Annotated in this window: 25 protein-coding genes; 9 read left to right on the top strand and 16 right to left on the bottom strand. The window is 74.5% G+C overall.

Translation table 11 applies throughout. The annotated features are described in order from the left end of the window. Positions 1-231: 231 nt before the first annotated feature. From ftsL to mraZ, 3 genes are all read right to left on the bottom strand, one after another. Complete coding sequence (ftsL, locus tag KOV94_RS17520; protein ID WP_162351733.1) at positions 232-648, bottom strand: cell division protein FtsL; 417 nt, start codon at positions 646-648, stop codon at positions 232-234. Further along, complete coding sequence (gene rsmH, locus KOV94_RS17515) at positions 645-1,655, bottom strand: 16S rRNA (cytosine(1402)-N(4))-methyltransferase RsmH (RefSeq protein WP_124342226.1); 1,011 nt, start codon at positions 1,653-1,655, stop codon at positions 645-647. The genes ftsL and rsmH overlap by 4 nt, the downstream gene beginning before the upstream one ends. Before the next feature lie 211 nt (positions 1,656-1,866). Beyond that, positions 1,867-2,343, bottom strand: coding sequence for a division/cell wall cluster transcriptional repressor MraZ (gene mraZ / locus KOV94_RS17510; RefSeq protein WP_124342229.1), 477 nt, complete (start codon positions 2,341-2,343; stop codon positions 1,867-1,869). Positions 2,344-2,703: 360 nt separating this feature from the next. Between mraZ and KOV94_RS17505 the strand changes: the two genes are divergently transcribed. Genes KOV94_RS17505 through KOV94_RS17495 form a run of 3 tightly spaced genes read left to right on the top strand, consistent with a single transcriptional unit; the run spans position 2,704 to position 7,258 of the window. Beyond that, positions 2,704-3,717, top strand: coding sequence for an AAA family ATPase (locus tag KOV94_RS17505; protein WP_124342225.1), 1,014 nt, complete (start codon positions 2,704-2,706; stop codon positions 3,715-3,717). Beyond that, the gene (locus KOV94_RS17500; RefSeq protein ID WP_124342224.1) at positions 3,717-4,958 is read left to right on the top strand and encodes a DUF58 domain-containing protein; all 1,242 of its coding nucleotides are present in this window, start codon (positions 3,717-3,719) and stop codon (positions 4,956-4,958) included. Before KOV94_RS17505 ends, KOV94_RS17500 begins: the two co-directional genes overlap by 1 nt. Beyond that, complete coding sequence (locus KOV94_RS17495; protein ID WP_218052742.1) at positions 4,955-7,258, top strand: transglutaminase TgpA family protein; 2,304 nt, start codon at positions 4,955-4,957, stop codon at positions 7,256-7,258. Before KOV94_RS17500 ends, KOV94_RS17495 begins: the two co-directional genes overlap by 4 nt. Positions 7,259-7,452: 194 nt before the next feature. On the opposite strand, the gene KOV94_RS17490 is transcribed toward KOV94_RS17495, so the two are convergent. The 3 genes from KOV94_RS17490 to KOV94_RS17480 are packed head-to-tail and all read right to left on the bottom strand — an operon-like array spanning position 7,453 to position 9,631. Then, positions 7,453-7,848 carry an SCO2097 family morphological protein gene (locus KOV94_RS17490; RefSeq protein ID WP_124342222.1) on the bottom strand — a complete coding sequence of 132 codons (396 nt, stop codon included), beginning with the start codon at positions 7,846-7,848 and terminating at the stop codon, positions 7,453-7,455. A gap of 35 nt (positions 7,849-7,883) precedes the next feature. Further along, entirely contained in the window at positions 7,884-9,155 is a 1,272-nt protein-coding gene (locus KOV94_RS17485) for a DNA polymerase IV (protein WP_124342221.1), read from the bottom strand. Next, positions 9,152-9,631, bottom strand: a complete 480-nt coding sequence (locus KOV94_RS17480) for an SAV_6107 family HEPN domain-containing protein (protein ID WP_218052741.1) — start codon at positions 9,629-9,631, stop codon at positions 9,152-9,154. Before KOV94_RS17480 ends, KOV94_RS17485 begins: the two co-directional genes overlap by 4 nt. A 164-nt stretch (positions 9,632-9,795) precedes the next feature. Between KOV94_RS17480 and KOV94_RS17475 the strand changes: the two genes are divergently transcribed. After that, positions 9,796-10,689, top strand: coding sequence for a spermidine synthase (locus tag KOV94_RS17475; protein ID WP_308160628.1), 894 nt, complete (start codon positions 9,796-9,798; stop codon positions 10,687-10,689). Positions 10,690-10,741: 52 nt separating this feature from the next. Here the strand turns inward: KOV94_RS17475 and KOV94_RS17470 are convergent, their stop codons facing one another. The 5 genes from KOV94_RS17470 to KOV94_RS17450 form a co-directional block, all read right to left on the bottom strand. Then, complete coding sequence (locus KOV94_RS17470) at positions 10,742-10,945, bottom strand: cold-shock protein (RefSeq protein ID WP_013770758.1); 204 nt, start codon at positions 10,943-10,945, stop codon at positions 10,742-10,744. Between the two features lie 273 nt (positions 10,946-11,218). Continuing rightward, on the bottom strand, positions 11,219-12,151 hold the full coding sequence (locus KOV94_RS17465; protein ID WP_124342219.1) for a proteasome assembly chaperone family protein: 933 nt from the start codon (positions 12,149-12,151) through the stop codon (positions 11,219-11,221). 91 nt (positions 12,152-12,242) lie between these two features. Then, positions 12,243-12,683 (bottom strand): response regulator, encoded by a 441-nt coding sequence (locus KOV94_RS17460; protein ID WP_124342218.1) that lies wholly within the window; start codon positions 12,681-12,683, stop codon positions 12,243-12,245. A gap of 11 nt (positions 12,684-12,694) precedes the next feature. Further along, positions 12,695-14,278, bottom strand: a complete 1,584-nt coding sequence (locus KOV94_RS17455; protein WP_218052739.1) for a sensor histidine kinase — start codon at positions 14,276-14,278, stop codon at positions 12,695-12,697. Beyond that, positions 14,275-15,510, bottom strand: a complete 1,236-nt coding sequence (locus KOV94_RS17450) for a PP2C family protein-serine/threonine phosphatase (RefSeq protein ID WP_124342216.1) — start codon at positions 15,508-15,510, stop codon at positions 14,275-14,277. The genes KOV94_RS17455 and KOV94_RS17450 overlap by 4 nt, the downstream gene beginning before the upstream one ends. A gap of 208 nt (positions 15,511-15,718) precedes the next feature. On the opposite strand from KOV94_RS17450, the gene KOV94_RS17445 reads away from it, so the two are divergent. Together KOV94_RS17445 and serA are read left to right on the top strand one after the other, a co-directional pair. Then, on the top strand, positions 15,719-17,968 hold the full coding sequence (locus KOV94_RS17445) for a HelD family protein (protein ID WP_218052738.1): 2,250 nt from the start codon (positions 15,719-15,721) through the stop codon (positions 17,966-17,968). A gap of 80 nt (positions 17,969-18,048) precedes the next feature. Continuing rightward, positions 18,049-19,248, top strand: coding sequence for a phosphoglycerate dehydrogenase (gene serA / locus KOV94_RS17440; protein WP_124342214.1), 1,200 nt, complete (start codon positions 18,049-18,051; stop codon positions 19,246-19,248). Between the two features lie 98 nt (positions 19,249-19,346). On the opposite strand, the gene KOV94_RS17435 is transcribed toward serA, so the two are convergent. Continuing rightward, positions 19,347-19,544: a DUF5302 domain-containing protein gene (locus KOV94_RS17435; protein WP_124342213.1), complete on the bottom strand. Its 198-nt coding sequence runs from the start codon at positions 19,542-19,544 to the stop codon at positions 19,347-19,349. A gap of 214 nt (positions 19,545-19,758) precedes the next feature. Here KOV94_RS17435 and KOV94_RS17430 point away from each other — a divergent pair, with 214 nt between their 5' ends. After that, on the top strand, positions 19,759-20,784 hold the full coding sequence (locus KOV94_RS17430) for an aldo/keto reductase (RefSeq protein ID WP_218052737.1): 1,026 nt from the start codon (positions 19,759-19,761) through the stop codon (positions 20,782-20,784). Between the two features lie 19 nt (positions 20,785-20,803). On the opposite strand, the gene KOV94_RS17425 is transcribed toward KOV94_RS17430, so the two are convergent. The 3 genes from KOV94_RS17425 to KOV94_RS17415 form a co-directional block, all read right to left on the bottom strand. Then, a complete protein-coding gene (locus KOV94_RS17425) occupies positions 20,804-22,831 on the bottom strand; it encodes a S9 family peptidase (protein ID WP_218052736.1) in 2,028 nt (675 codons plus the stop codon). Positions 22,832-22,907: 76 nt separating this feature from the next. Then, a complete protein-coding gene (gene nrdR / locus KOV94_RS17420; protein WP_308160627.1) occupies positions 22,908-23,438 on the bottom strand; it encodes a transcriptional regulator NrdR in 531 nt (176 codons plus the stop codon). A 408-nt stretch (positions 23,439-23,846) separates the two neighbouring features. Next, positions 23,847-24,311 carry a LysM peptidoglycan-binding domain-containing protein gene (locus KOV94_RS17415; protein ID WP_124343316.1) on the bottom strand — a complete coding sequence of 155 codons (465 nt, stop codon included), beginning with the start codon at positions 24,309-24,311 and terminating at the stop codon, positions 23,847-23,849. A gap of 308 nt (positions 24,312-24,619) precedes the next feature. Between KOV94_RS17415 and lexA the strand changes: the two genes are divergently transcribed. Together lexA and KOV94_RS17405 are read left to right on the top strand one after the other, a co-directional pair. Continuing rightward, positions 24,620-25,339, top strand: coding sequence for a transcriptional repressor LexA (lexA, locus tag KOV94_RS17410; RefSeq protein WP_235843471.1), 720 nt, complete (start codon positions 24,620-24,622; stop codon positions 25,337-25,339). A 132-nt stretch (positions 25,340-25,471) separates the two neighbouring features. Continuing rightward, positions 25,472-25,747 carry a DUF7218 family protein gene (locus KOV94_RS17405; RefSeq protein ID WP_124343317.1) on the top strand — a complete coding sequence of 92 codons (276 nt, stop codon included), beginning with the start codon at positions 25,472-25,474 and terminating at the stop codon, positions 25,745-25,747. 120 nt (positions 25,748-25,867) lie between these two features. Here the strand turns inward: KOV94_RS17405 and KOV94_RS17400 are convergent, their stop codons facing one another. Next, entirely contained in the window at positions 25,868-26,869 is a 1,002-nt protein-coding gene (locus KOV94_RS17400; RefSeq protein WP_124343314.1) for an L-lactate dehydrogenase, read from the bottom strand. Positions 26,870-26,967 lie beyond the last annotated feature (98 nt).

The following is a 26,967-nucleotide window of genomic DNA, read 5'->3' as shown; positions in this document are numbered from 1 at the left end:
GACGGCCTCCCCCGCCTCCACGGACAGGCGCACCGCCGCCACGGCGTGGCGCGGCCGCACCGGTCCGGGGGCGCGGGACGACGTCGATCGTGCGCGGCTGCGCCGCCGGTCGCGGGGACGCCTGCCGCGCCGACCCGCCGCGCGTGGGCGCGCTCGACGTGCGGTGCGGTGGCATGCCCCCAGTCTGCGGGCGACGGGGCTGGACCCGCGGCGACCCGCCGACGCGCGTCGTCATCCGCCCGCGGCTGCCGGCGCCGGCGAGCCCTGCACGGTGCCGTCGGCGACCCGGACCCAGCCGGTGCCGTCGGCGGGCACCATGCCGAGCGCACGCGCCGCCGCGGCGAGCTGCGCCGGCGACGCCTTCTGGTCGAGCTGCGCCTGGAGGTCCTTCGCGTCCTGGTTGAGCCGGCCGAGCTCGTTCGTCAGGCCGTACTTCTCGTACGCGCCCTGCGCCATCTGCGTGTTGAGCAGCAGCGCCGACACGAGCGCGAGCGTCAGCACGGCCATGCAGGCCAGCACGAACGGCACGCGCGTGCGCGCCGTCTGCGGTGCCCGGACGAGCCGCAGCCGCGGTGCCGGTGCGGGCTGCGGCCGTGCCGCGGGGTACGCCCGAGCGGCGCTGACCCGCGCCGTCGCCTCTGCGCTCATGCTGCCCTCCTGCCAGGGGTGCCACCACGGAGGTGGTCGGGGGTCGGTCGGGTCCGCTCGGCGGCGCGCAGGCGCACGGACTGCGAGCGGGGGTTCGCGGCGAGCTCGGCCTCGTCGGCCTCCTCCGCACCGCGCGTGACGAGCCGCAGGTACGGCGCGTGGGTCTCGGGCTCGACCGGCAGGTCGGGCGGGGCGCTCGAGGTGGCGCCCGCGGCGAACGTCCGCTTGACCAGCCGGTCCTCGAGCGAGTGGTACGCCTCGACGACGATCCGGCCGCCGACGGCGAGGGCCTCGACCGACGCCGGGAGCGCCCGCTCGAGGACCTCGAGCTCGCCGTTGACCTCGATGCGCAGCGCCTGGAACGTGCGCTTGGCCGGGTGACCGCCCGTCTTGCGCGTCGCCGCCGGGATCGCCGCGCGGACCAGGTCCACGAGCTCGCCGGTGCGGGCCAGGGGCGCCTTCTCACGTGCCCGGACGATCGAGCGGGCGATGCGCGGCGCGAACCGCTCCTCGCCGTACTCGCGCAGGACGCGCGCGATCTCGCGCTCCTCGTACGTGTTGACGACGTCCGCCGCCGTGAGACCGCGCGTGGGGTCCATCCGCATGTCGAGCGGTGCGTCGTGGGCGTAGGAGAAGCCGCGCTCGCGCTCGTCGAGCTGCAGCGACGAGACGCCGAGGTCCATGAGGACGCCCTGCACGTGCGCGAGGCCGAGGTCGTCGAGCACGTCCCCGATCTCGTCGTAGACCGCGTGCACCGCCGTGAACCGCTCGCCGAACGGCGCGAGCCGGCGGCCCGCGAGGTCGAGCGCCTGCGGGTCGCGGTCGATGCCGACGACGCGGACGTGCGGGAACGCGCGCAGCACGCCCTCGGTGTGCCCGCCCATGCCGAGCGTCGAGTCGACCATGACGGCACCCTCCGCGGCGAGCGCGGGCGCGAGCAGGTCGAGGCAGCGCTGGAGCAGGACCGGCGTGTGCCGGGTGGCGGCGTCGTCGCGTCGCTCGTCCATCGCTGCCTCCTTCCGGTGCGCCGGATGCGGGTACGGGTGTCCCCGGTCTCGGGGGTGTGGGGTGGTGGTCGGACGGTCCCTCCGCCGTCCGGCCAGATCCCCCACCGACCCTCTGGCACCGGGGAAGTGCGCCAGAGCGGACGGGGGGAGGTCTCGACGGGCGGAGCGAGGGTTCGTGGGACGGGCAGGGGCGGGACGTGGGCCGTGGTGCTCAGAACGGCCCGTTCGGGAAGACCTCCTCCGCCGTGTCGGCGTAGCCGGCCTCCTGCTCGGCGAGGTACGTCTCCCACGCCTGCAGGTCCCAGATCTCGACGCGGGTGCCCGCGCCGATGACGGCCACGTCCCGGTCCAGCCCGGCGTACTTGCGCAGCACCGGCGGGATCGAGATGCGGCCCTGCTTGTCGGGCAGCTCGTCGCTCGCCCCCGACAGGAACACGCGCAGGTAGTCGCGCGCCTGCTTGCTGGTCACCGGCGCCTGCCGCAGCTGGTCGTGCATGCGACGGAACTCGTCCATCGGCAGCAGGAAGAGGCAGCGCTCCTGCCCGCGCGTCATGACGAGCCCCGGGGCGAGCTGGCCGCGGAACTTGGCCGGGAGGATGAGCCGGCCCTTGTCGTCCAGGCGCGGTGTGTACGTCCCGAGGAAGGGCGCGAAGGACCCGAAGAGGCCGGTCGACGAGTCATGCGTCACCACGCCTCCCTCCCGGTCACTGTCGCGGGTTCCCCCCGCCTCACCACGTGCCTCCACGGTACTCCACTTCCCTCCACCCGCCACTGGAAAGGCGCGTGAATTCACCCGTCGGGAACGGTGAACATGCAGGTCAGGGGCGGTGGAGGGAAGTGGAGCGGAATTGGGGGTTCACCCGTCTGGGGCGTGTCGCGCCAGGGACGAGAACCGCGCTCTTCGGGCGGAACTCCGCGATTCGGCACACGCCCCCGGGCGAGACGTGGTGAGGTTTCGCCCGCCGGTGGAGGGAAGTGGGGGAAGGACTCCCGGTCGGCGCGGGCCTGATTCCTTTAGGCTCGTCACAGTTCCGCCAAGGGAGGCGTCATGCTGCAGGCCGTGCCGTCGTCGAGCGAGCTCGACGACGTCGTCGACACCACCGACCGGATGCGCGCCGGCATCGAGTCCGTCGTCACCGGGCGTCCGGACCTGGTCCGGACCACGCTCGCCGTGCTGCTCGCGGAAGGGCACATCCTCCTCGAGGACGTCCCCGGCGTCGGCAAGACGACGCTGGCCAAGGCGGTCGCGCGCACGATCGACTGCCCGGTCGGCCGCATCCAGTTCACGCCCGACCTGCTGCCGAGCGACCTCACCGGCGTCAACATCTTCCGCACGCAGACGCACGAGTTCGAGTTCCGGCCCGGACCCGTCTTCGCGCACGTGGTCATCGGCGACGAGATCAACCGCGCCTCGCCCAAGACGCAGTCGGCGCTCCTCGAGTGCATGCAGGAGGCGCAGGCCACCGTCGACGGCCGCACCTACCCGCTCCCCCGGCCGTTCCTCGTCGTCGCGACGCAGAACCCCGTCGAGATGGAGGGGACCTACCCGCTGCCCGAGGCGCAGCGCGACCGCTTCATGGCACGGCTCACCGTCGGGTACCCGAGCGTCGAGTCCGAGCTCGACATGCTCGACCTGCAGGAGACGTCCGACCCGCTCGACCAGCTGCGCCCCGTGACCGACGCCGAGGCGGTCGCCCGGCTCATCGGCACCACGCGCCGCCTCTTCGCCGCACCCGCCGTCAAGCGGTACGTCGTCGACCTCGTCACCGCGACGCGCCAGGACCACGGGCTGCGGCTCGGGGCGTCCCCCCGCGCCGCGATCCAGCTGCTGCGCGCCGCCAAGTCGGTCGCCGCGATGGACGGGCGCGACCACGTCCTGCCCGACGACGTGCAGCGGCTCGCCGAGCCCGTGCTCGCGCACCGCCTCCTGCCCAGCACCGAGTCCCGGCTCTCCGGGCGCAGCACGAGCGACATCGTCGCCGACATCGTGGAGCGCACGCCGCTCCCCGTGCCCGCGTCGCTGACCGCGACCGCCTCGCGCGCCCGACGCGCCATCGGCTGATGGGCCTGCGGCCCACCCGTCGAGGCTGGGCGCTCGGGCTCGGCGGGGTCGCCCTCGGGCTCCTCGGCGTCGGGCTCGGTGCCGTCGACCTCGTGCGCATCGGCACGCTCGTCGTGCTGCTCGTCGTCGGGGCGTGCGTCCTCGTCGGGATGCTCGACCCGGGCCGCGGGCGGCACCGGCTCGCCGTCGCGCGCGACGTCCAGCCCAACCCGGTCCACGCCGGTGAGCACGCGCGCGTCGACGTGCGGATCAAGGCGTCCGACCCCGCCGCGCGCGTGCGTCTCGCCGGTCTGCGGTTCTCCGAGCAGGCGGCCACCGAGCTCTCCGGCGGGCGTCCGCTGCGCGCGCGCGTCCAGCGATCGCCGCAGCAGGTCACCGTCTCCTACCAGGTCGACGCGGCCCGGCGCGGGCGCTGGCAGCTCGGCCCGCTCGTCGTCACGCGCGGCGACCCGTTCGGCGTGGCCCGGTCCAGCGCGACGCTCGGCGACCACGCCGAGGTCGTCGTGTGGCCCGCCGTCGTCCCGCTGCCCACCGCGTCCGACGTGCTCGTGGGCGAGCCGGACCGCGTCGCGCTCGGGGCCCGCACGCCGTCGACGGACGACGCGTCGCTGCGCGACTACCGCGAGGGCGACGACCTGCGTCGCGTGCACTGGCGCAGCAGCGCACGCCGCGGGGCCCTCATGGTCCGCTCGGACGAGCGCGCCGGGATGCGCCCGGTGTCGGTGCTCCTCGACCTGCCCGCGAAGCTGACCGCGCTCGAGTGGACCATCTCGCTCGCCGCGTCGATGGCGCTCGCGATGCTCGACGGCGGCCACCCCGTCCGGCTCGTCGGCGGGCGGGCCGGGACCCCGTCGACGTTCCACCAGGCGCGCACCGGCCCGACCGCACGCACCGCGCTGCTCGACTCGACCGTCGACCTCGAGGCGCCTCGCACGTCCGACGAGGCCGAGAGCCACCTGCTCGACGCGGCGCACCTGCTCGAGACGACCGACGCGGGCGGCGAGATCGTGCTCGCGGTCCTGGGCCCGCTCGGCGCGAGCGCGCGCGCCGCGCTCGCGCACGTCGCCGACGACGCCCAGGGCTGGGCCGTCGTCCGGGCCGACGGCGCGTCGCCCGCGCACGAGCGCGAGGCGCAGCACACCGTGCACGCCCTGCGCCGGGCGGGATGGCGCGCGTGCACGGTCTCCCCCGGCGAGGACATCGTCGGCTGCTGGCTGCGGCTGCTCGGGAGCGCCCGGTGAACGCCGCCCCCGGGCGCGTCCCGCGCGGCCCCCGCAGCCTGATCGCCACCGCGCTGTGCGCGATCGCGACGTGCGCCGCCGTCACCGCGCTGTCCAACCTCATCGAGCCCGGCCGCTGGCTCACCGTCACCTGGGTCGCGGTGCTCCTCGTCGCCGGGGTCGTGGCCGGGACGCGCGCCGTCACCCGGTCCTGGTGGGCACCGACCCTCGTCGGGTTCGTCGTCCTCGCCGCCGGGCTGCTCGTCCGGTACGGCGCTCCCCCGGGCCGCATCCAGGTCCTGCCCGACCTCGGCTCGCTCGACCGCACGCTCGCGACCGCCCGTGAGGGTGCCGCTGTGATCAACGCGTCGCTGGTCCCGATGGCGGGCGTCCGACCCGCCGAGCTGCTCGTCGTCGCCGGCGCCGTCACCGTGCTCCTCGTCACCGACCTCGTGGCCGTCGGGATCGGCATCCCCGCGCTCGCCGGGATCCCGCTCCTCGCGCTGTGGACGCCGACGGTGGTGCTCGGCTTCCCCGCGAGCAGCTGGGCGGTCGCCTGGACCGGCCTCGCCTACCTGCTGCTGCTCGCGCTCAGCGCCACGCCGACGACCGCGCACAGCGACCGCGCCCGTCGGACCGGCGGAGCGCTCGCCGGAGCCGTCGCCGTCGTCGTGCTCGCGCTGGTCGCCGGTCCCGTGGTCGCCGCGCTGCCGGGATGGGCGTCGCTCGCGCTGCCCACGTTCGGCAACGGCCCGGTCGGTCCTCTCCAGCTGTCCGACAACCTGGACCTGCGCGAGAGCCTCGGCACCCGCTCCGGTCAGGTCGTGCTGCGGTACACCGTCGTGTCGCCCGAGGACGCCGCCGCCGCCGAGGCGAGCGCCGAGCCGGACGAGGACGCGACCGGTGCCCTCGAGGTCCCGGTCCCCGCACCCACCGACGACGCCGTCGTCGTCACCGCGCGCATCGTGGGCCCGCTGCGCGCCTTCACGCTCACGACCTTCGACGGCCGGGAGTGGCAGCGCGACGACACCCTCGACCTGTCCACGTGGGAGCCCGGCGAGCTCCTCGCCTCGGACCCCGCCCTGCGCGGCGGCGCCCCGGACGCCACCCGCGGCTCCCTGGCCACCGTCGACGTCGAGGTCGGCGCACTCCGCGAACGACGCCTGCCCGTGAGCACCTTCCCCCGTACGGTCACCGTCGAGGGCGGCTGGAGCTACGACGAGCTGCGCGACGAGGTCGTCGGGCGCCGCAGCACCTTCGACGGCATGCGCTACTCGATGGTCGTCGAGGTCCCCGACCTCATGCCGGACGACCTCGAGGACGCGCCCGTCGGCACGCCCGACGACGGCGGCGCCTCCCTCGAGGTGCCCGGCACCGACCACCGCGAGCAGATCGCCGACCTCGCACGCGAGATCACGGCCGACGCCGAGACCCCGTACCAGCAGGCGATGGCGCTGCAGTCCTACTTCCGGGCCGGCACCAACTTCACGTACGACACCCGGATCGCGCCCGCGCGCACCGAGGACGCCGTGTGGGACTTCCTGCAGTCACGGCGCGGGTACTGCGTGCAGTTCGCCACGTCGATGACGCTCATGGCCCGCATGCTCGGCATCCCCGCGCGCGTCGGTGTCGGCTTCCTCCCTGGCGACGCGAACGGCGACGGCCAGTACGTCGTCACCGGTCGCAAGTCGCACGCGTGGCCCGAGCTGTACTTCGCCGACCAGGGCTGGGTGCGGTTCGAGCCGACGCCCGCGATCCAGGCAGGGCTCCCGCCGGTCTGGAGCGACCCGTTCAGCGCCGTCGACGCGCCCGCGAGCCAGCCCGACGAGGCGATCCCCTCCGCGGCCGCCGCGCCGACCGGTGCCGCCACGACCGCACCCGTGCCGTCCGGCCCGACCGCCCAGGAGGAGGCCGGCGCGAGCTGGACCCGAGTGGGCGTCATCGGGGGGATCGTGCTCGTCCTCGTCGTCGTCGGCCTGTCGCTCGTCCGGCGTCGCACGCGGACCCGCGCCGACGAGACACCCGAGCGCGCCTGGCTGCGGACCCGTCGGCGGCTCGCCGCGAAGGGAGTGTCGTGGTCGGACTCGACGACACCGCGCGACGCGGTCGCGGCCGTGCACGACCAGGTCCGCGCCACGTCGGGGGCCGACCTCGACGAGGTCACCGCGGCCGCCCTGCGTGCGCTCGCGCGGACCGTCGAGCGTCAGCGGTACGCGCCGGTCCCGGGCGACGTGGACCCCGACCAGCTCGTGCGGTGGACGGACGAGATCGTCGACGGCGTGGGGTCGGTGCTCACGGGGGCGTCCCGGTCCTCGTCCTGACGTCCGGTCGGTGAGGGTTCGACCTCGCGACAGGAAGACGAGGCTCGACCTCGCGACAGGAAGAGGTCCGGCGACAGGACGACGTCCCGTCGCGGGACGAGGGAGGGCGCGCCCACCGACTCACTGGTGACGACGCCCGGTGAACGGCGACCGCGTGCTCGCGGTCGCGTGCGCCCGGGAGTAAGCGCGGCGGATCAGCGACCCTGCTGACCCCGGCGACGGTCCCAGCGCTCCTCGAGCCGCGACATGAAACCGCTCTTGCGCGCCTGCGGAGCCCGACGGACGGCACCGTCCGCCTGGACGACGCCCTGCGGGCCGTGCCGTCGCGCGCCGCGGTGCGGGTCGGCGAACGCGAACGCAACGCCCGCGAACATCACGACGAAACCGACGACGCCGAGCCACGGAAGACTTCCCGCGGCACCGAGCACGAGCAGGAGCAGGCCGACGGCTGCGCCGCCGCCGGCGATGAGGTACCGACTGACGGGCCGGCGGCCACGCTGGGTGAGCGTGTTGGCCAAGCGCGGGTCGTCAGAGGTGAGCTGGCGCTCCATCTGCTCAAGTACGCGCTGCTCGTACTCGGAGAGAGGCATTCCGACCCCCGTTGGGCTGTGGATCCGTGACGGGTTCAGGATAGATCCGCGGGAACGAAGGTGGTAGTCGAGCGCGCCTCAGGGTCGGATGAATGGACACCTGTCCTGATGGCAGCGGCCCCGAACCGGGCGCGCACCTCGTCCATCACCCGTTCGGCGTCCCGTCGGTCGGGCGTCGGCTCCGCGACGGCCTCCTCGAGCGTCGGCTGCCGGACGGTCGCCGCGGCGGGCTCGAGACCCTCGGCGCGCACGCCGACGAGCCGCACCGGCAGCCCGCCGAGGTCCGCACCGGCGACGAGCTCGCGGGCGACGAGGTAGAGCTCGCGGCCGACGTCGCTCGGCGTGGTGAGCGTCCGTGAGCGCGTCAGCGTGCGGAAGTCGGACGTGCGGACCTTGACGGTCACCGTCCGGGCGACGAGCTCCTTGTGCCGCAGGCGCGTCGCGCACCGGTCGGCGAGCTCGAGCACCTTGGCCTGGACGACCCCGAGGTCGGCGACGTCCTCGGCGAACGTCTCCTCGGCGCCGATCGACTTCTCCTCGCGGTGCGGCTGCACGGGTCGCGGGTCCCGCCCCCACGAGAGGTCGAACAGGTGCGCGCCGGCCACCTTGCCGACCGCGCGCTGCACGGTCGCGACGTCGCTGTCCGCGAGCTCCGCGACCGTCCGGATGCCCCAGCGCGCGAGCGCGGCCTCCGTCCGCTCCCCCACGCCCCAGAGCGCGCCGACGGGCAGCACCCGCAGGAAGTCGAGCGTCGCCGCACGGGGCACGAGCAGGACGCCGTCGGGCTTGGCGTGGCCGGACGCGAGCTTGGCGACGAACTTGTTCGCGGCGATGCCGACCGAGCACGTGATGCCGAACTCGGCGTGCACCCGCCGCCGGATCTCCGCCGCGATCGTGGTCGGAGGGCCGAGCCGGCGTCGCGCGCCCGCGACGTCGAGGAACGCTTCGTCGACGCTGACCTGCTCCACGAGCGCCGTCACGTCGTGCAGGATCCGCATGACGCCCTGCGAGACGTCGCGGTACGCGGTGTGGTCGGGCGGGACGACGACGGCCTGCGGGCACATGCGCAGCGCCGCTGTCATCGGCATCGCCGAGTGCACGCCGAAGGCCCGTGCCTCGTAGGTCGCCGCGAGCACGACGCCGCGCTGCGCGCCCCCGACGATGACGGGGAGCCCGCGCAGCTGTGGCCGCCGCGCGAGCTCGACGGAGGCGAAGAACGCGTCCATGTCGACGTGCAGGATCGAGCAGCCGTCCTCCTCGCGACCCCAGTCACGTCGGGCCGCGGCGGCCCGTGGGCCTCGGCTCACGAGGCCGTCACCGCGAGCATGCGCGGTGCACCCGGCAGCGCGGTCGACGACGCCTCGACCAGGGCGCGCGCGGCGTCGACGAAGTCCTCGGCTGCGCACACCGCCTGCTCGGCGCGCGCCGGGGTGACGGCGTCGAAACGGCCGGCGTCGACCGCCGACCGCAGCGGGGCCGCGTCCGCGAAGTAGCCGCTCCAGGTCGCGAGCTCGGGTGCCACGACGTCGAGGATCTCCCAGACGGTCCGCAGCGCGCGACGACCCGCCGGACGGCCGCGCGAGGCGATGACGGCGGCGCCCGCCCGCAGCGCCGCGAGGTGCGCGTGCGAGAACTGCTCCCACGCCTCCGACGAGAACTGGGCCGCGAGGAGCTCGGCGTCGGCGCGGCCGAGGAGCTCCGCGGCGCGCGGCGCCGTCCGTGCGGCGTCGAGACGCTGCACGACACCGCCCTGCCCGTCCGTGCCGATCGTCGTGGCGCCCATCGCGTCTCCCTCCACCTCCTCCAGTATCGAACACGTGTTCGATCCCGTCAACGCCGTAGCGTGGGGGCATGCCCGACCGGAACGCCCGCCGCACCTCAGGAGCGCACCGAGGACCCACACGGCCGGGGCGGGCGGCGACCCGCACGCCGTGGCCGACCGGACCCGTGGCGATCCCCACCGGCACGGTCGAGCTCGTGCGCGACCCCGACGACCCCGACGGCGTGACCGTGCTGGTCAACGGCGTGCCCAGTTCCTACCTCGACACCGCGGACCCGACGCGGCTGGTGTTCGAGTACATGCAGCAGATGGCGGCCGTCATCGAGCGCGTCGGGCCGCCCGGCTCGCCGCTGTCGGTCGTCCACCTCGGTGCGGGCGGCTGTGCGCTCGCGCGCGCGGTCGACGCGGAACGCCCCGGGTCCCAGCAGGTCGCGGTCGAGCTCGACACCGCGCTGCCCGAGCTGGTCCGCGGCTGGTTCGACCTGCCGCGCGCCCCCGCGCTGCGGATCCGTGCAGGCGACGCGCGCGAGCAGCTCGCCCGGCTGGCCGACGCGTCCGCGGACGTCGTCGTGCGGGACGTCTTCGCCGGGGACACGACGCCCGCGCACGTGCGCACGCGCGCGGTCGCGGCGGACGTCGCGCGCGTGCTGCGACCCGGCGGCGTCTACCTCGTCAACTGCGCCGACCGGCCCCCGCTCGCCGACGCTCGGTCGGAGGCCGCGACCCTGGCGGACGTGTTCGACGACGTGGCGGTCGTCGCCGAGCCCGGGCTGCTGCGTGGGCGTGGCTACGGCAACGTCGTGCTCGCCGCGACCGACGACCCCGAGCTGCTCGGCTCCCCCGCGCTGGCCCGCGCGGTGCGGAGCCTGCCCGCGCCGGCCCGACTGCTGCACGGTGACGACGTGGTCGCGTTCACCGGTGGCGCGGGTGTCCTGCTGGACCCGGACGTCGACCCGCACCCGGGCCCTGATGACCCGGCGGGAGCCGGACCCGGGGCACGCACGGCGCCGGTCTCGGTCCCGGACCGTGCCCCGGACGACGCACAGGGCCGCACCTCGTGAGGTGCGGCCCTGTGGGAACCGTGCGGCGCGCCCGTCCGGCGCGCGGGCGGGGTCAGAGCGGGCGGACGTGCTCCGCCTGCGGGCCCTTGTCGCCCTGCGTGATCTCGAACTCGACGCGCTGGCCCTCGTCGAGCGAGCGGTAGCCCTGCGTGTCGATCGCGGAGTAGTGGACGAAGACGTCAGCGCCGCCGCCGTCCTGCGCGATGAAGCCGTAGCCCTTCTCGGCGTTGAACCACTTGACAGCACCCTGTGCCATGACCGTTTCCCTCTGTCCAACCGGTGTGACGGCCCAGACCCTCTGTCCGAGCCGTGCCGCAATGCCTCACGTCCTGCACCGGGTGGACCAGCCCTGCGGCTGGAAGGTACCGAAGCCCAGGTGAGCGGGCCGGCGCCGGTCAAACGAGTACGTCACTGCAACGACTGCATCCTCGCACGGTGACCTACGCCACGCCACGATTTCTGGCACGTGCATGGCGCGACTCGACAACGATCCGGTAAACGTTCGGTCGCAGAACGGTCGCGGCCAGGCTCAGCGAGGGTCGTCGCCACCCTGCTCGGCGAGGAAGCGCTCGAACTCCGCACCGAGCTCCTCCGCCGTCGGCAGGTCGGTCGTCCCGGCAAGCAGGCTCGTGCGGCCGATGCTCCGGGCGAACGCGTCGTACTGCTCCTCGAGCGCACGCACGACGGTCGACACCTCCTCGGAGCCCGCGACCTGACGCTCGATCTCCCGCTCGGCGTCCTTCGCCGCCTCGGTCAGCGCGGCGACGCGCAGGTCCAGACCCGTCGCCCGCTCGATCCCCTCGAGCGCCGCGACGCTCGCCTGCGGGTACGACGACTGCGCGAGGTAGTGCGGGACGTGCACCGCGAAGCCCATCGCGTCGTGCCCGGACTGGCCGAGGCGCAGCTCCAGGAGGGCGCTCGCGCTCGCCGGGACCTGGACGCGGCCGAACCACGACGCGTGGTCGGCGACCAGGTCGGGACGCGTCGCGTGGGCCGTCACGGAGATCGGGCGCGTGTGCGGGATGCCCATGGGCACGCCGTGCACGCCGATCGTCAGGGGCACGTCGAAGCGCTCGACGATCTGCCGGACGGCCGCCACGTACCGCTCCCACTGCACGTCGGGCTCGGAGCCGTGCAGCAGCAGGAACGGGACGCCGGCCGCGTCCTCGAGGACGTCGACGACGAGCTCGGGCTCCGCGTAGTCGCTCCACGTCGTGGAGTCGAACGTCATCACGGGGCGGCGCGAGCGGTAGTCGAGCAGCTGGTCGACGTCGAAGGTCACGAGGCGTGTCGTGCCGAGCTCCTCCGTGAGGTGCTCCGCGACGAGCTGCCCCGCGCTCCCGGCGTCGACGAACCCGCGCACCGCGTGCACCAGGACCGGGCCGGAGCCCTCCCGGGCGTGCTCCGCGAGCGCCGCAGCCGCCTGCGGGTCGACGTCGTAGATCTCGCTGGGGTCCAACATCGTGGGCGTTCGCCTTCCTCCGACCACCCACCCGCTGCGGGTGGGCCTGCCCGCCACAACGTCGGGACGGTCGGAAGTCTTCCCCGGGCGGTCAGCGACCGGGGAGACGCACCACCTCGACGAAGAACTCGTCGATCTGGCGGACGACGTCGATGAACCGGTCGAAGTCGACGGGCTTGGTGACGTACGCGTTCGCGTGCAGCGAGTAGCTGCGCACCACGTCCTCCTCGGCCTCCGAGGTGGTGAGCACGACGACCGGGATCGACCGCAGCGACTCGTCGACCTTGAGGGCTTGCAGCACCTCACGCCCGTCCATGCGCGGCAGGTTGAGGTCGAGGAGGATCAGGTCCGGCGTCGGCGCGTCGGTGTGCTCACCCTCCTTGCGGAGGAACTCCATGGCGCTCACGCCGTCGGCCACGACCCAGAGCCGGTTGCGCACCTTGTTGTGCTCGAAGGCCTCACGCGTCATGAGGACGTCGCCCGGGTCGTCCTCGACGAGAAGGACGTCGATGACCTTGGTGCTGGAGGGCACAGGAGCTCCGTTCAGGCGGTGAGGGTGTCGAAAGCCGGTGCAGGCAACGTCCAGAGGATACGGGTCCCGACGTCCTGCGACGGCTCGATCCAGATGCGGCCGCCGTGGAACTCGACGATCTTCTTGCACAGCGCGAGCCCGATGCCCGTGCCCTCGTAGACGTCCTTGGCGTGCAGCCGCTGGAAGATCACGAACACCCGTTCGGCGTACTGCGCGTCGATCCCGATGCCGTTGTCCCGGCACTCGAGCTCCCACTCGTCGCCGACCTGACGCGCGCTGACGTGCACGTGCGGCACGCGGTCGGGAGCCCGGAACTTCACGGCGTTGCCGACGACGTTCTGGAAGAGCTGGACGAGCAGGGCCTCCTCGCCGCGCACGGTCGGCAGCGGGTCGTGCGTGACGACCGCGCCCGTCTCCGCGATCCGTTCCTCGAGGTTGTCGACGGCCTCCGCGAACGCCGCGTCGAGGTCGACGTCGGTCACCTCGCCGCCGTGCCGACCGACGCGGGAGAAGCCGAGCAGGTCGTTGATGAGCCGCTGCATGCGCTTCGCGCCGTCGACGGCGAAGTCGATGTACTGGTCGGCACGCTCGTCGAGCTGGCCGCCGTAGCGCTTCTGCAGCAGCTGCGTGAAGCTCGCGACCTTGCGCAGCGGCTCCTGCAGGTCGTGCGACGCGACGTACGCGAACTGCTCGAGGTCGCGGTTCGAGCGGCGCAGCTCCTCCGCCTGTGCGGTGAGCTGGTCGTGCGCCTCGGCGATCTCGGACCGCGACTGCTCGACGGCGCGCACCTCGGTCACGAGCGCGACGCGCATGCGCTCGACGTCGTCCGCGAGGTCGGCGATCTCGCCCGGACCCGTCGTGTCGACCGGGTGCGCGAGCTCGCCCGACGCGACCGCGCGGGCGTCCGCCGCGAGCTCGCCCAGGGGCTCCAGCACCCAGCGGCGCAGGGCGACCCAGAGCGCGACGCCGACACCGATCGCCGCGACCACCAGCAGGATGACGGACAGCGCCGCGACGAGCATCCAGTGCGACAGCTCGTCGACGGCCTCCGCGCGGCGGTCCCGCAGGAGGGTGATGTAGGCGTCGGCCTGCACACGGGCCTCGTCGAAGAGCTGCCGGCCGGCCTCGATCTCCTCGGAGGTCACGGACGCCGTGCCCTCGGACGCGACCTGCGCCATGGTCGGCTGCGCGAACTCCTCGTTCCAGCGCGCCCCCGCGTCGGCGGCGGCCTGCGCGGCGGCCGTGAGCTCCGGGTCGGCGCCGTGCTCGCGCTCGCGCTCGGCGAGGACCCGGAACGACAGGTCGTCCTCGAGCGCGCGCTGGTACGGCTCGAGCGTCACCTCGTCGCCCGTCAGCGCGTACCCCCGGACGGACGTCTCGGCGTCGACGAGCTGGATGTACGCGCCGTCGGCCTGGGTGATCGCGTCGAAGTACGTCTGCGTCACGGCGTCCTGCCGCTCGACGACGCGGCCGAGGACGAGCGCGGCTCCGACCACGACGAGCGCGAGGAGGGCGGCCGCCGTGACGAGCAGCCTGAGCAGGCGACGGCGCAGCGTGACCCGCCCGCCGACGCGGGGGGTGGTCGGAGCGCTCATGCACCCCACCCGAGCAGGACGACCGCGGCGTCGTCGACGAGGTCGCCGCCGTGCAGCCCGCGGACCTCGTGCAGGACACGCTCGACGAGGTCGACGGGGTCGTCGTCGGCACGGGCGTCGTCGGTGCCGCGACGCTCGGTCGCGAGGACGCGGTCGACGACCGCGAGCAGCCCGGCCTTGCCGACGCGCTCCGGTCCGCCGTGCACCGTCGCCTCGAGCAGCCCGTCGGTGTACATGAGGATGCGCCAGTCCCCGTCGAGCTCGAGCCGCTCCGGCTCCCAGCCGCCGTGCACGGGGATGCCCAGCGCGCGGCCGCGACGCTGCGTCGGCAGGAGCGCCGACGGCGGGCCGAGCAGGAACGGCACGGGGTGACCCGCCTGGTAGAGGTCGGCGCTCGCGCGGTCGGGCGCGACGACCAGCATCGTCGCCGTCGTGAACACCTCGGGACGCGCACGCTCGAACGCGAGCACGCGCTCGAGCAGTCCGAGGATGTCGCCCGCCGGCGTCCCGGCCAGCACGAGCGTGCGCCACGCCGTGCGGAGCGTCGCGCCGAGCGCGGCCTCGTCCGGACCGTGCCCGCACACGTCGCCGACGAGCGCGAGCACCCGGCCGTCGGGCAGCTCGACGACGTCGTAGAAGTCCCCGCCGAGGAGCCCGTCGCGACCCGCGCGGTACCCGACGCGGACCTCGAGCTTGTCGTCGCGCACGGCCGGCGTCGGGAGCAGCGCCCGCTCGAGGCGCGTCGTCTCCTCGGCGCGCACCAGGCTCCGGTACAGCGCGCGGTCGGTCTCCTCGAGCCGGCGGCGCTGGACGGCGTACCGCACCGAGCGCGACAGCAGCTCGCCGTCGACCTCGCCCTTGACGAGGTAGTCCTGGGCACCCGCGGCGACGGCCTGCACGCCGGCGTCGGCGCCTGAGAGTCCCGTCAGCACCACGACCGCGGGGGCACCGGCGCCGAGCAGGCGCTCGAGCGCGCCGATCCCCATCGCGTCGGGCAGGCCGAGGTCCAGGAGCACGCAGTCGACGTCCAGCCGTTCGAGCGCCTCGTCGAGGGAGCGCACCCACACGAGGTCGACCGGCAGGCCGGCGTCGCTCAGGTGCTCCCGCACGAGAAGGGCGTCGCCGTCGTCGTCCTCGACCAGGAGGATCCGGACGACACCATCCCGGGAGCCGACGGGACCGGGCGTGGCGGTGCCGCGGGCGTCGTCGCCCGCGGTCGTCGCGTGGGTCACGGGTCTCCTCTCGTCGGGCTGGGGGAAGCGTAGGCCCCGCGCGGCCTTCGTGCGTCCCCCACCGCCGGGCGGGCCGCCGACCGGACGGTGCGAGGCGTCCCCGTCGTGGTGGACAATGGACGGCCGCTTTCGGCGCCCGTCGACCCGACCGGGTGAACGGGCGGCAGGTTCGAGCGGAGCACCGTTCCGCGGACGGAGGATCGCGCACGTGGCAGGAATCGAGGCAGAGCTCGCCGCCGAGCAGCAGACGGTCGACGGGCTCTACGCGCGGCTCGACGACCTGCGCGCCCAGACGCGCGACCGGCTCGCACGGGTCCGCCGGTCCGGTCCCTCGGGGTCGCCCCAGAACCGCAGCGAGCGCGACGCGTTCGCGACGCTGTACGAGGACCGCGTCGCGCAGCTCGAGGCCGTCGAGGAGCGCCTGGTGTTCGGGCGGCTCGACCTCGAGGACGGCGTGCGCCGGTACGTGGGACGCATCGGCCTGACCGACGAGGAGCAGTCGCCGCTGCTCACCGACTGGCGCGCACCCGCGGCGCAGCCGTTCTACCGCGCCACCGCCGCGCACCCCGACGGCGTCGTGCGGCGACGGCACGTCGTCACGCGCGGGCGGACGGTCACGGGTGTCGAGGACGAGGTGCTCGACCTCGACCTGCTCACCGACGGCGACGACGCGCGCCTCTCGGGCCTGTCGGGCGAGGGCGCCCTGCTCGCGGGCCTGGCCGCCGGCCGGACCGGGCGGATGGGCGACATCGTCGCGACGATCCAGGCCGAGCAGGACCGGATCATCCGCGACGAGCTCACCGGCGCCCTCGTCGTGCAGGGCGGGCCGGGCACCGGCAAGACCGCGGTCGCGCTGCACCGCGCGGCGTACCTGCTGTACGCGCACCGGCGCGTGCTCGAGCGTTCCGGCGTCCTGCTCGTCGGGCCGAGCCGCACGTTCCTGCGCTACATCGACCAGGTGCTCCCGTCCCTGGGCGAGACGGGGGTGGTCACGACGACCGTCGCCGAGCTCGTCCCGGGCATCGTCGCGACGGGCACCGAGCCCGAGGCGGTCGCCGAGCTCAAGGGCCGCGCCGTCATGGCGTCGGTCGTCGGGCGTGCCGTCCGCGACCGGCAACGGGTACCCGCCGAGGCGACGACGGTGCGCGTCGACGGCCGGACGATCGTCGTGCGGCCGCAGGACGTCGCGTCGGCGATCGCCCGGGCCCGGCGCAACCACCGGCCGCACAACCTCGCGCGCGTCGGCTTCGTCCGCGACATGCTCGCGCGGCTCGCCGAGCAGTACGTGCAGCAGCTCGGCGGCGAGATCCCCTCCGACGAGCGCAGCGAGATCGTCGAGGAGCTCCGTACGACCCGCGAGATCCGCATCGCGCTCAACCTCGCGTGGATGCCGCTGACCCCGGAGAAGCTGCTCGCCGACCTGTGGGCCAAGCCCTGGCGGCTCGAGTCCGCGGCGCCGCAGCTCTCCCCCGCCCAGCGCCGGCTGCTCGCGCGCGACCCCGACGCCCCGTGGACGCCCGCCGACGTGCCGCTGCTCGACGAGGCCGCCGAGCTGCTGGGCGAGGACGACCAGGCGGTGCGCGCGCAGGCCCGCGCGGCGGCCGAGCGCCGCCAGTCGGAGCTCGAGTACGCGCGTCAGGTGCTCGAGTCGACGGGCAGCGGCGCGCTCGTGTCCGCCGAGATGCTCGCCGACCGGTTCGCGTCGTCCGGTCCCGCGCTGACGACCGCGGAGCGCGCCGCCGCCGACCGCAGCTGGACCTACGGGCACGTCGTCGTCGACGAGGCGCAGGAGCTGTCGGCCATGGCGTGGCGCGCCCTGCTGCGCCGCGTGCCCACGCGGTCGCTCACGATCGTCGGTGACGTGGCCCAGACGACCGCCGCCGCCGGTGCGCGCGACTGGGCGCGCATGCTCGACCCGGTGCTGCGCTCGTCGTGGCGGCTCGCGGAGCTCACCGTGAACTACCGGACTCCCGCGGTCGTCGCGGACACGGCCCGCCGCGTGGCCGTCGCCGCCGGGCTGCCCGTGAGCCCCCTGACCTCGGCGCGCGACGTGCCGGACGCCCTGGTCGTGGAGTCCGTCGGGGGCGACGCGATCGGGGCGGCGGCGGCCCGGTACGCCGAGAAGGCGGTCACCGAGGTGACCGACGCGTCCGGCGCGGGGCGCGTCGCCGTCGTCGCGACGCCCGGCCACCTGGGGCGCGTGCACGAGGCGCTGCGCGACGCCGGCACGCCCGCGGTGCTGGGCGCCGGTGCGACGAGCGCCGACCTCGACGCCCCGCTCGTGCTGCTCACGCCGCGCGAGGCCAAGGGCCTCGAGTTCGACGTCGTCGTGCTCGTCGAACCCGCCGACGTGCTCGCGGCCTCCGCGGGCGACCTGTACGTCGCGATGACCCGCCCGACGCGTGCGCTGCGCGTGCTCCACAGCGCGCCGCTGCCCGCCGGCTGGGCGGCGGACTGACGCGTCACGACCGCGGGCGGCTCGTGTCCGAGGGCCGGACCGTCTTGGGTCGCGGGCCGGACGGGGCGCACCATAGGGACGTGCCCAAGGCCCTGCTGCTCGAGAACCTCCACCCGCAGGCGCGCTCGATCCTCGAGTCCGCCGGCTACGACGTGACCACCCGCACGGGTGCGCTCGACGAGCACGAGCTCGTCGAGGCCCTGGAGGGGGTCCAGCTCCTCGGCATCCGCTCCAAGACGCACGTGACGTCCGCGGTGCTCGAGCAGGCGTCCGACCTCGTCGCGATCGGCGCGTACTGCATCGGCACCAACCAGATCGACCTCGCCGCGGCGGCGTCGCGCGGTGTCGCGACGTTCAACGCGCCGTTCTCGAACACGCGCTCGGTCGTCGAGATCGCGATCTCCGAGATCATCGCGCTGACCCGCCGCCTCACCGAGTTCGACAAGGCCATGCACGACGGCGTGTGGAACAAGTCCGCGACCGGCGCGCACGAGGTCCGCGGCCGCACGCTCGGCATCATCGGCTACGGCAACATCGGCACCCAGCTGTCGGTGCTCGCCGAGAACCTCGGCATGTCCGTCGTCTTCTACGACACGGCCGAGAAGCTCGCGCTCGGCAACGCGCGTCGCATGGACACGCTCGACGAGCTGCTCGAGGCCGCCGACATCGTCACGCTGCACGTCGACGGCCGCAGCGGCAACGCGGGCCTCTTCGGTGCCAAGCAGTTCGCGCGCATGCGTCCGGGCGCGGTGTTCCTCAACCTGTCCCGCGGCTTCGTCGTCGACTACTCGGCCCTGCGCGACGCCGTCGTGTCGGGTCACGTGAGCGGCGCGGCCGTCGACGTCTTCCCCGTCGAGCCCAAGCGCAAGGGCGACCCGTTCGACTCCGAGCTGCGCGGCCTGCCGAACGTCATCCTCACGCCGCACACGGGCGGCTCGACCGAGGAGGCGCAGGAGGCGATCGGCCAGTTCGTGTCGAACAAGGTGCGGGACTACCTGTCCACGGGCTCGACGACGCTCAGCGTCAACGTGCCGAACCTCGCGCTCGACCAGCCGCCGGGCGTGCACCGCCTCGCGTACCTGCACCACAACGTGCCCGGGGTCCTCGCCGCGGTGAACGCCACGCTCGCCGAGCACGGCGTCAACATCGAGGGCCAGCTCCTCGCGACGCGCGGCGACCTCGGCTACGTGGTCACCGACGCCGGCTCGGCCGTCGACCAGGCCGTCGTCGACGCGCTGTCGTCGCGCCCGGAGACGGTGCGGCTGCGCCTGCTGTCCTGACCCTCGTGCACGGCGGCGGTCACCGCTGCTGGCCCGTGCACGACGAAGGGCCCCACCGGTCGCCGGCGGGGCCCTTCGTCATGCGGTGCGGGTGAGGCTCAGGACGAGCCGGACTTGCGCTGGAACCGGCGCTGGGCCGGACCCGCCGTCTCCGACCCGTGGACCTGCCCGGTGTTCGTGGAGCCCGCGGCCGTCCGGTGCTGCGCCGCCTTCTTGCGGTCGAGCGCCTCCCGGAACTTCGCCTTGGCGTCCTCGCTCACCGCCTCCGCTGCCGGCTTCGCGCTGTCGTTGCTCATCGGCTACTCCTCGGTGTGACTCGGTCTGTCGACGCACCCGGGGGGCGCGTCGGTCCAGCCTCCCGGACCGCGCGCGGCCGCGCCACCCGTTTGGGGCACCCGTGTCGTCCCAGGCCTGCCGTGCGTCCTCCCAGACCTGCCGTGCGACGAGCGCGGCGGCAGGCGCGGCCTCACGGCCCGTCGGTCGTCCTCGCGTGCGCGGTACGGTCGAGCGGTGAGCACCGCACCGCCGCCCCTCCCGCACCGGCGCGCGGGCGGTCTCTCGCTCCCGGCCGTCTCGCTCGGGCTGTGGCAGAACTTCGGCGAGGCGCGACCGTACGCGCAGCAGCGGGAGGTCGTGCTGCACGCGGTCGAGCGCGGCGTCGTGCACCTCGACCTCGCGAACAACTACGGGCCACCGCCGTTCGCCGCCGAGGAGACCGTCGGACGGCTGCTCGCGACGGACCTGCGCGGCCACCGCGACGAGCTCGTCCTGACCACGAAGGCCGGGTACCGCGCGTGGCCCGGCCCGTACGGCGAGCACGGGTCCGCGAAGTACCTGCGCGCCTCGCTCGACGAGTCCCTCCGGCGGCTCGGCGTGGACGCGGTCGACGTGTTCTACAGCCACCGCTACGACCCGACGACGCCGCTCGAGGAGACGATCGGTGCGCTCGGTGCCGCGGTCCGCGCGGGCAAGGCCGTGCACGTGGGCATCTCGTCGTACTCCGCGGACCGCACGCGTGAGGCGCTCGACGTCGCCGCACGCCTCGGGGTGCGCCTCGCCGTGCACCAGCCCGCCTACTCGATCCTCAACCGGTGGGTCGAGACACCCGGCGCCGACGGCCGGTCGCTGCTCGACGTCGCCGGCGACGCCGGGATGGCCGTCGTGGCGTTCTCGCCCCTCGCGCAGGGCATGCTCACGCCCCGGTACCTCGACGGGGTCCCCGCCGACTCGCGCGCCGCACGCGGCGGCCCGCTGCGCCCCGAGTGGCTGACCCCCGAGGTGCTCGACCACGTGCGCGCGCTCGACGGCGTCGCGCGCGCCGGTGGACGCACGCTGCCGCAGCTCGCGCTCGCCTGGGTGCTCCGCGACCCGCGCGTGACCTCGGTCCTCGTCGGCGCGCGCACCGTCGAGCAGCTCGACGACAACCTCGCCGCGGCGACCGCGGCTCCCCTGGACGACGACGAGGTCGCCGCGGTCGACGCCCACGCCGTGGACGCGGGCGTCAACCTGTGGGGGCCGCGGTCGAGCGACCGCTGAGTCGTCGCCGGACGGCCCGTCAGGAGGCCGGCAGGTGCCTGCCCCACCACGCGAGGACGTGCTCGAAGCGCTGGCGGCGGTGCCGCGGACGCCCGGACCGCGTCAGCTCGTGGCCCTCGCCCGGGAACAGCAGCAGCTCCGCCTCGACACCGCGCCGACGCAGCTCCACGAACCACCGCTGCCCCTGCTCGACCGGGCACCGCCAGTCCTGCTCCGAGTGGATCACCAGCGTCGGCGTGCGCACCGCACCGACGTGCGCCATCGGCGACTGCGCCGCGACCGCGCGCGCACCGTCCTCGTCGCCCGCGTCGCCCAGGTACTCCAGGCCGAAGAACCAGCCGATGTCGCTCGAGCCGACGAAGCTCACCGGGTCGAGGAACCCGCGCTCGACGACCGCCGCCGCGAACCGGTCCGTGCGCGTCGTCAGCCACGCCGTGAGGTACCCGCCGTACGACCCGCCCATCACGCCCACCCGGTCCGCGTCGACCTCCGGCAGCGTCGCCGCCGCGTCGAGCAGCGCCAGCACGTCGTCCGTGTCGACCGTGCCGAACGCGCGGTGGATCGCCCGGCCGTGCGCGCGGCCGTACCCCGACGAGCCGCGGGGGTTGCCCAGCACGACCGCCCAGCCGGCCGCGGCGAGGACCTGCACCTCGTCGAACACCGCGTGGGTGTACTGCGCGTGCGGCCCGCCGTGGATCATGAGGATCGTCGGGTACGGGCCCGGGCCGTGCCGCTCCGGGTCGGGCGTCACCACCCAGCCGTGGACCGGGTAGCCGTCCGGTGCGGTCGCGTCGAGCTCGCGGGGCTCACGGACGCCCGCCGCCCGCAGCGGAGCCGAGAGATCGGTGCGCGGCGTCGCGACGCCCGACCCGTCGAGCGGCACCGCGAGCACGTCGCCCGCGGACGTCGGGTGCGCGGCGGTGACCACGGCGAACGGCACCGCACCCTGCGCGACCGCAGCGCCCGACACGACGTGCCGTCCCCCGAGCAGCGTGACGAACGCGCCGTCGTCGGCCACACGCGCCAGGTGCACCGCACCCCGGTGCTGGACCGCCACGAGCGGCCCGTCGGCCGACTCCACGAGCACGCCCGCGTCGAGGTCCACCGCGTCGGCGTCCGTCAGCCGCACCGGGACAGCGGGTTCCTGACCCGCGACCGGCAGCGCCGCACGGAACAGGCCGACCTGCGCCGCCACGAAGTCGTGGCCCGACGGGCCGAGGTCGGTCGCGAGCAGCCACACGGCCGTACCGTCGGCCGACGGCAGCACCGCCTCCACGCCCAGCGTGCTCCCCCGGTCCGCGTCGGTGACCGGCACCAGGTCGAGCACGTCGACCGCGTCCGACCCGGCGGGGACGACGACCGCATCCCGACGCAGGTCCTCCTCCCGGGCGGCGTGCCGCGGGACGACCGCGACCAGCGCGTCGCCCGACGGCAGCCAGCGCGCGCCGCGCACCTCGGCGTCGCCGCGGGTCAGCGCCGTCGACTCCGGGATCTCGGTCACCCGGGCCAGCTGTGCGGGCGACGCGTCGGTCGTCGGCACCTCGACGACGAAGACGTGCTGGCGCTTGTCCCGCTCGAACCCGATGCCGTCGCCGCGGTATCGGAACGACGTGATGTGCCGCGCGGGCTCGCCGGCCGGGTCGGCGCCGGCCACGTAGCGCCCCTCCTCCGGCACGCGGGCGAGGTAGGCGATCCGCCGCCCGTCGGGCGAGAACCGAGGTGCCGACACCCCGAGCGGCGCGTCCGTGAGCCGCACCGGCTCGCCACCCGACGCCTCGACGACGTAGAGCTGCGGCTTGCCCTTCGGCTCCGCACGGCAGAACGCGACCCAGCGGCCGTCGGGCGACACGTCCGGGGCGGTGTCACGGTGCCCGCGCGTGATCCGGTGCGGCGCGGCGTCTCCCGCGAGCGGGACGAGCCAGAGCTGCCCGGTGTACTCGTCGGTCACGAGGTCGGGGTGCGTGACGGCCACGACGGCCGCGGAGCCGTCGGGCAGCAGGGCGGGGCCGGACGGGACGGACAGGAGCGGGAGGTCGTCAGGTGTCACCGGACGAACCTACGTGACGTCACGCGGTGCTCCCGCTGTGGACGCCTCTCCGCCGCCCGGCCGGGGCTGGGTGGCCTCAGGCAGTCGGGCCGGGGCCCGTCGGGCCGGCGACCGAACCCACCTCGTCGGCGGAGTCCGGGTCCGCTGCCTCGATGCGGCTCTCGCGGTCCGCGCGGAGGACGGTGATCGCGGCCTCGAAGTCCTCGAGCGAGTCGAACGCCTGGTAGACGCTCGCGAACCGGAGGTACGCGACCTCGTCGAGCTCGCGCAACGGCCCCAGGATGGCCAGCCCGATCTCGTACGCGTCGATCTCGGCCGAGCCCGACGCGCGGAGCGTCTCCTCGACGCGCTGCGCGAGCAGCGCGAGGTCGTCCTCGCTCACCGGACGTCCCTGGCACGCCTTGCGGACGCCGTTGGCGATCTTCTCGCGGCTGAAGGGCTCGGTGACCCCCGAGCGCTTGACGACCGAGAGGCTCGCGGTCTCGACGGTCGTGAACCGCCGGTTGCACTGCGGGCACTGGCGGCGACGGCGGATGGACGAGCCGTCGTCCGACGTGCGGGAGTCGACGACACGGGAGTCCGGGTGTCGGCAGAACGGGCAGTGCACCGCGATGTCTCCTCGCTGTCACGGACAGCGAGTCCCCTGACCCCGCTCGTCCTCGTCCCGGCGACGCTAGGACACCGTCCTACGGCGTCGCAAGGCGCGCAGACCTGACCACTCGATCGACCGCCCGGTCGCGCGGGGGCGAGGTCGCGGAGTCGGGCACCCGCGTGCAGGGAGGCGGCCGCTCGTCGCGGCCGCCTCCCTGGGGACTCGCGTCCCAGATCACGGACCGACTCGCCTCGGTCCGGCGCGGTGCTGCGGCGCGGGGCGATGCGAGCACCACCTCGGCCACACCTCGACGAGCCCCCCAGCCCGTTCGATGAGGTAAGCCTAACCTACTGAGCCACAGCCCCCTCGTCAACGCTCCTCCCAGCGGCGCCCCCGCCTTCCCCGCAGGGGCGCCGCCGAGACTCAGGAGCGCGGCAGGAGGATCTCCTGGCCCGCCATCAGACCGGCGTTGGGGAGGTCGTTGAGACGCACCAGCTCGAGGACGACGTCGCGCACGTCCTCCCCCGGCGCGGCGACCTGCTGCGCGAGGCCCCACATCGTCTCCCCCTCGAGGACGACGTGACGCGTGACCTCGACCGCGGAGCTCACCGGACCGTCCGCCGACGCCCGCGCGGCGATCGTCGAGACACCGATCGCGAGCAGCAGGCCGAGGACGACGACCACGAGACGACCGCGTGCGGTCAGCTGCAGCGGCGCCTGCTCCGCGGTCGCCCGGACACGCGCGTCGTCACGCCCGGCACCGGTCGCGACCGGTGTCCGACCCGCCGGCGCGACGGAGCGGGGTGCAGGCGGCGTCGACAACCGGACGACCCGCAGGTTCGGACGCACCGTTCCCGGCCCCGCCGGCGACAGCACCGCAGCGCTCATGTCGACTCTCCGCTCCTTCTGGTTCGAACGTCTGTTCGTCGAACGTCTGTACGATGTCTACCACCCGGCTCCGACACGCGTCCAGACGAGATCGAACAGATGTTTGATCTGGCTGCTCGCACTGCCTAGGCTGGCCGCGCAGGACAAGCGCACCACCGACCACTGACACCGCCCGGGTCCGCCCGGTCCGGACGCAGGTCAGCAGCGGTGCGCACGGTCCGGCACCGAGCAGGCGGCGACCGGCCGACGACGTCAGGAGGGCTGCAGTGAGCACCAGCGGGGACACCACGACCGGCACACAGGACCGGGTGGCGACCGTCCACGCGCTCCCCGACGGCCCGGACGGGGCCGACGGTCTCACCGCGCGCCAGCGCCTCGTGCTCGACACCATCCGGGCGTCGGTCGAGTCGCGCGGCTACCCGCCGAGCATGCGCGAGATCGGCGAGGCCGTCGGCCTCACGAGCCCGTCGAGCGTCAAGCACCAGCTCACGGCCCTCGAGCGCAAGGGCTACCTGCGCCGCGACCCGAACCGACCGCGCGCGATCGAGGTCGTCCACCCCGACGACTCGCGCGGCGTGTCCACCTGGACCGCGCCCGACGGCACCCGCACGCCCTTCTCCGCACCCGTCACCGGGGACGACGAGCAGGTGCCCAGCCCGTCCTACGTCCCGGTCGTCGGCCGGATCGCCGCGGGCGGCCCGATCCTGGCCGACCAGGTCGTCGAGGACGTGTTCCCGCTCCCGCGCCAGCTCGTCGGTGACGGCGAGCTGTTCCTGCTCCGCGTCGCGGGCGACTCGATGATCGACGCCGCCATCTGCGACGGCGACTGGGTCGTCGTGCGCCGCCAGCCGGTCGCGGAGAACGGCGAGATCGTCGCGGCCATGATCGACGGCGAGGCGACCGTCAAGACGCTGCGCCGGGCCGACGGTCACGTCTGGCTGATGCCGCACAACGCGGCCTACGCGCCGATCGTCGGCGACGAGGCGACGATCCTCGGCCGGGTCGTCTCCGTCCTGCGCAGCCTCTGACGTCCGGCCGCGCTCGTCCGCGCGGACACGAGACCGGTGGACGCCGATGTCGCGCGCGTGCGGCTCGGCGAGGTCGGCGCGACGCTGGTCCGGGGTGAGGACGACGCCCCGGACCTCGACCGAGGAGCCACGATGCCCGGACGGATGCGAGACCCCGGCCCCAGCGTGAAGGACGCGCAGCTCTACGAGCGGCTGCGCGACGAGGGGAACAGCAAGGAGAAGTCGGCGCGCATCGCCAACGCCGCCGCCGGCTCGTCACGGTCGGCCGTCAGCCGCAAGGGCGGCCGCTCGGGCGACTACGACGACTGGACGGTCGACGACCTGCGCAAGAAGGCGGCGGACGTCGGCATCGAGGGGCGGTCGCGCATGCGCAAGTCGGAGCTCATCGACGCGCTGCGGTCGCACTGACGCCCATCGGAACCGGGTGTGCGGCGATCGCCGCACACCCGCTCGCCACGACCCGCGGCGCCGCCACGCGCGACAGCGCGCCCCGGCGCCGCGAGATCGACCGGCGAGCAGGCGACGAGGTCAGAACCCGAACTGGCGCGCGACGTCCTTGACGGCCTCGGCGGAGCGTCGCAGGCCGGCGAGCTCGTCGGCCGACATCGGCACCGCGAGCCGGTCCTCGACCCCCTTGGCGCCGACGACGGCGGGGACGGAGAGGCACACGTCGGAGATCCCGTAGTAGTCGTCGAGCAGCGACGACACGGGCAGGATGCGGGACTCGTCGTTGAGGACCGCCTCGATGATGCGCGACCCGGCGAGCGCGACCGCGTAGTTGGTGGCGCCCTTGCCCTCGATGATCTGGTAGGCGGAGTCGACGACCTCGCGCGCGATCCGCTCGCGCACCTCGGAGGTCAGCGCGCCGCCGCGCCCGCCGAGGCCGTTCCACTCGAGCAGCGGCACCGCGCCGATGCTCGCAGAGCTCCAGAGCGGCAGCTCGCTGTCGCCGTGCTCGCCCGCGACGTACGCGTGGACGTTCTGCACCGCGACGCCCGTCTCGCGCGCGATGAGGTAGCGCAGCCGCGACGAGTCGAGGACGGTCCCGGAGCCGAACAGCCGCGACGGAGGCAGCCCCGAGATGCGCAGCGCGGCGTACGTCACGACGTCGACCGGGTTGGTGACCATGACGTACGTCGCGTCGGGCGCGACCTCGACGACGGCCGGGAGGACCTTCCGGACGAGCGAGATGGTGGCCTCGGCGAGGTCGAGGCGCGTCTGGCCGGGCTTCTGCTTCGCTCCGGCGGTGAACATGACGATGTCGGCGTCGGCGCACACCGCGATGTCGTCCGACCCGACGACCTGGGCCATCGGCATGAACTGGATGCCGTGCCCGAGGTCGAGCGCCTCCGCCTGCACCTTGGCCTTGTTGATGTCGTAGAGCGCGACCGTGCGGGCCGCACCGCGCATGAGGGCGGCATAGGCCATCGTCGACCCGACGGCGCCCGCCCCGACGATCGCGAGCTTGGACGTCCGGCGGCGCGGGACGTGCGGCGTCACGGCGTCGTCGAGGTCAGGGGTCTCGGTCATGGGGGTCTCCCGCGTCGTCGTGCGACCGCCCGGGTCCGGGTCGGTCGGGGTGCGCGTCGGCGCCGGCCACGAGCACCGGCGCCGCACGTCGGCGCAGC

It is taken from the genome of Cellulomonas algicola, assembly GCF_019024305.1.
GTDB lineage: Bacteria > Actinomycetota > Actinomycetes > Actinomycetales > Cellulomonadaceae > Cellulomonas > Cellulomonas algicola.
The sequence above is the reverse complement of the archived record's forward strand: the minus strand, read 5'-3'. Positions and strand labels throughout refer to the sequence as shown.